Genomic DNA, 4,623 nt, shown 5'->3' on the forward strand with positions numbered 1-4,623 from the left:
CTTTAAACTTGTAATTACCTACTAGTGGCTCTTCAATGCTTTTTACTATTCAATATTCAGTATTCAATATTCAATGCTTTAGTCGTCCATAATAACAACACCCAATTGCCCCATTAAACTGTGGTTTAGCTAAGGAGATTACCTCTTCATAATCCTGTGTTAAATAATCTCTGATCGCTTTATTTTGAGCAACTCCACCAGATAAGACCAACCTCTTTCCCTTAAACTTAGTCAATAGCGGATCTAGCCTTTTATACATTGAATAGTTAACTCCTGCACATAACCGTTCTAGCTTGGCCCCTTCAGCAATCTTGCCAATCAATTCAGACTCAGAAAAGACAGCACAGGTAGAATTAAGCTCTACTGGATCACGACTATATTCGACCAACTCTGTCAGTGGAACCTCCAACACTTCAGCCATATTCTCTAAGTACCTACCACAAGAAGCAGCACACTTTTCATTAAGCTCTAAATCAGTAATCAAACCCTTTTCTACTCTGACTACTTTAACATCTTGTCCACCTACATCCAGTAGGACAAAATCCTTTAACTCAGTCTGATAAAAGACACCATAGACATGGGCTTTCAACTCATTGATCGTTTCAAATTCCTTTAAATCAGTATTATTCTTACCATACCCTGTAGAAATTTTAATATCAGCATCTTCTACACCCAATTTCTTGAGATCAACTACTATCTTACCAGTAAAGTTACAATAGTCTCGATAAAAAGACATCGTACTTACCTTAAGTTGCTGGCTAATCTCTTGATTCTCCATTACTACAACCTTTACCTCTCTACTCCCTAGATCAATTCCTAGTAACTTCAAGCTTCTCCCTCCTTTAAATCCCCCAGCATATCAAGAAAGGCCTCTAATCTCAACTTGGTTCTAGAGTCAAGCTGATTTAGCTTATCACCTTTGATATTCAAAGTCGGTAATTCTAACTCATCCTTAATCACTATCTGCTCAATATTACGATGGCAAAATGCTTGAGTGTAGTGAATAATCCCATCTAGCTTTCTTTCTTGAATCTGCTTGTTAAGCTCTTGTAACCTAAAGTCTAGATCATATGGATAAGTATAGTCATGATAGAGCTGATAAATATTATCAGCTTCTTGCCAGCGAGGAAAGGCAAACTCCCGTTGGACTTCATTATAGATAATTCGAGCTCCAAATTCGGTTACATACTGATAAAGATCAACTGTCATCGGTGGTACTCCAATCAATCCTAACCTAAGCTCAGGCTCACTTGCTTCCCTTGCTTCAATCTCTGTAATCTTCTCTACTAACTGCTCCTTAAATAAATCAGGCTCTCCATTAAAGTCACTACAACTGACCTGATAGAGATGATTTTCAAAACCACTCGCTTTATAATCTTGGTAAGTTAACCGATCTATCTCTTCAGCCAAGGCCCGAATTTGATTAAATTTCTCTCTGTATTCTTCAACACTTTCCTGACTGACTCCAAAACAGTTTCTAAAACGTTCAATCTCTGCTTTAAGATCAACCAGTTTTCGCCCCTGCGGATAAGAGAATGGATGAATCTTAAGCCCCCTCTTCTCTAAGACTCCAGCCAAAGCTTCAGTATTAGAGCAGTCACCAGAAATCACTCCGACCACCTCTTTAATCTCATGGGCCAAACAGACACCATAAATCCCCTTCGTCCAAGCACAACAGCTTTTAGGAAAGCCATCCCTTTCAGCTAAATCTATGTAATCCGAATAATTATCAGCAGTCACAAAGATATTATTAAGATCAATTACCTGATAACCTGCTGCAAATAAGATTTCACTTGGTACTGTAGTTGTAATTCCGATCTTACTCATACTCCACCTCCAAAATTAAAAGCATTTAATACTTAATATTTAATAGTGAATAGTTGAAGTTCAAAACCTTTAAATCTAAATAAGATTGCTTTTAGTTTTTTATTATTCAATATTCATTATTCATTATTCAATATTCAATAAAAAAAAGAGGCACCACTGCCCCTAATATAGTAACTTGTTATTAGTTGTTAGTAACTTGTATTAATAATTTTTCTAATCACTAATCACTAGTCACTAAACCTGTTGGCCCGTAGTTTTGTTTATAGACAGGAGGATTTCGAACTGTCTGATTCAATTTTCACTGATTCATTATAGCATATAAACCAGCAACAGTGCAACATTAACCGATAAAATATCTAATAAAAATTATAAAGAGACCTGGATTAATCCAAGCCTCCTTCTTTATTAATTTAAAACTTAGCCGGTTCTTCATCTTCAGATGTATCTTCTTGAGCAATCTCTTCTTTAATCACTTCAACTTCTTGATCATAACACCGAACCATTAAGACAGAAGTATCAGCTTTATCAGCCACAATATCTGGAATAGAACCAAAGAGCATATTCTTAAAGCGCCATTCCTTAGAAGCCCCCATCACAATCAGATCATATTCATTATTAGCAGATTCACTTAAAATTCCATCAACTACTTCCCCTGCATAGACTACTTTAATATTTATATCGACTTCACCAGTTATAATCTCTTCAACCTCAGATAATGCCCTTTCTTCCTCAGCTTGAGCATCAACACCAGGCTTGACAACTCTTAATACTGTTACCGCTCCATTTTGAGTGCTTGCCAGACGCTGAGCAACCTCGACACCCCAATAAGCATGTTCACTGCCCCGGTAAGGAACTAAAATATCTTGCACTTCTTCTAAACCATTATCCTTTAATACCCCCACAGGACAAGGTGCCTGCCTGACAAGCTTTTTAACTAAACTATTATAGATATTACCAACACTGAAAGAACCATGCCAGCCTAACAACAAGAAATCAATCTCTTCTTGGGCAACTATATTATTAATCGTGTTAAACCTATCTCTAGAATATAAAATTCGAGGATTAATAATAATTCCCTCTTTTTCGCCAAAACCAACTGCAAGCTCTAACATCTCCTGCTGAACTTTTCTCCGTTCCGATAAAAATTCTTCCTTCTGCTCCATTAAATTAAGCGGTGTCTGTCCCGGTAACTCAATAATATTTAGAATTGTATTTTCTGCTCTTAATGGTCGAGCCTTAATCATTCCGGCAGAAACCCCAAGTAATGATGTTGCACTATCTGGATTAGCAACTGGAGTTAAAACATGATAGATTTCTTCAGCAGATTTTTCTCTTCTTACTTCAACCTCTTCCTTCTCTTCTATTGCTGGTTTACCAGTTAGTATTTCTTTCCAACTTAAACCAGTCATTGCAGCTTCTATCTTTGCTCTCTTCTTGCCCCAGACAAAATACCAAACAAAACCTAATACTACCAATCCAACTGCACTTAATACAGTAGCCAGACCAGAGAAAAAGATGATACCGATTGATGAGACAGCACCAATTAGAGGTAAAATAGGTGCACCTGGAGCTTTATATTCTGGTCGATATCCTTCAGGAGGATTGGCCCTCATAATTAAAACAGCTATATTGATTAACCCATAATTAATTAAAGTTAATACTCCTGCTGATTTAGATAAAAATTCAACATTGGTTGTTAAAATTAAAATTGGAATCAATACCCCAGCCACTAATATCGCTCGATAGGGTGTCAAAAATTTCTCATGAATCTCATTAATCCATTCTGGTAATGTCTGATCTCTTCCCATCGCAAAGCTGATTCTAGTAGAAGCCAAAACACTTGCATTAGCAGAAGAAGCTGTTGCCAATAAGGCAGCAAAAGTAATCGCTGCTGCAGCAAATGCACCACCAAAGAATTGAGCTGCTTCAATCAATGGAGCTTCTATATTAATTATTTCAGAATATGGAATAATCCCTGAAGTAACTAATAGTACTAATACATAAAATAAGGTTGGTATCAATACCGAACCCATTAGAGCACGAGGCATAGTATAACCTGGATCCTTTACCTCTTCACCAACTGCTGCAATCTCACCAAACCCAATAAAGGAAACAAAGATTAAAGCAGTAGTAGGTAATATCTCCCGACTACCATACGGCAAAAATGGAGACCAATTAGCAGAGTCAACATGAAAAAATCCCCAAGCCACAAAACCTGTTAAAATAATTATTAACGCTCCAGTAATTATATTTTGGGTTCGCCCAGTCTCTTTGGCCCCAATATAATTAATAAAGACAAATAACGCTCCAGCTAACAAGGCCAACAGAGTTTCATTTAACGGCAAAAATAGAGCTAAGTATTCACCAAAGCCCATCAGATAAAAAGCAACTGCAAAGGTCAAACTTAACCATAATGAAAAACCTGAAATGGTACCTAAAAATGAACCCATCGCTCGCGAAACATAAAAATATAAACCACCACTTTTAGGCATCCCACTGGCCAACTCAGAAGTACTAGAAGCTGTAATTAAAGCAGATATCCCAGCCAGTATATAAGCAAAAATTGCTCCTGGGCCAGCCTCACCAATAGCATACCGGGGTAGAATAAATATTCCTGCCCCAATCATCACACCAATTCCTATTGTTAAAGTTTCAGTCAAGCCTAAATCTTTAGCTAATTCACCTGACTGTTGAAAGTCATTATTTGAAGACATATTATTCCTGGTTATAAAAAACTGTTCAAAACTATATAAAATTAATTATAACCAGGTTTCACCTCCCTACCTTTTATTTTTT

3 protein-coding genes are annotated in these 4,623 nt (G+C 36.8%); all 3 read right to left on the reverse strand.

Annotated features, from left to right (window positions below):
* Window positions 1-70: 70 nt before the first annotated feature.
* The 3 genes from MWH25_RS12550 to MWH25_RS12560 all read right to left on the reverse strand — a co-directional run bounded on the left by MWH25_RS12550 (window position 71) and on the right by MWH25_RS12560 (window position 4,541).
* Window positions 71-829, reverse strand: coding sequence for an acyl-CoA dehydratase activase (locus MWH25_RS12550; RefSeq protein ID WP_248627995.1), 759 nt, complete (start codon window positions 827-829; stop codon window positions 71-73).
* Window positions 826-1,827, reverse strand: a complete 1,002-nt coding sequence (locus MWH25_RS12555) for a 2-hydroxyacyl-CoA dehydratase family protein (RefSeq protein ID WP_248627996.1) — start codon at window positions 1,825-1,827, stop codon at window positions 826-828. The genes MWH25_RS12550 and MWH25_RS12555 overlap by 4 nt, the downstream gene beginning before the upstream one ends.
* A 410-nt stretch (window positions 1,828-2,237) precedes the next feature.
* A complete protein-coding gene (locus tag MWH25_RS12560) occupies window positions 2,238-4,541 on the reverse strand; it encodes an amino acid permease (RefSeq protein ID WP_248627997.1) in 2,304 nt (767 codons plus the stop codon).
* Between the last annotated feature and the right edge of the window lie 82 nt (window positions 4,542-4,623).

It is taken from the genome of Natroniella acetigena (genome assembly GCF_023227745.1).
Lineage (GTDB): Bacteria > Bacillota > Halanaerobiia > Halobacteroidales > Halobacteroidaceae > Natroniella > Natroniella acetigena.

Coding starts and splice junctions, on each gene's coding strand:
- MWH25_RS12555 (WP_248627996.1), bottom strand. CDS start 1,827: ATGAGTAAGATCGGAATTACAACTACAGTACCAAGTGAAATCTTATTT.
- MWH25_RS12560 (WP_248627997.1), bottom strand. CDS start 4,541: ATGTCTTCAAATAATGACTTTCAACAGTCAGGTGAATTAGCTAAAGAT.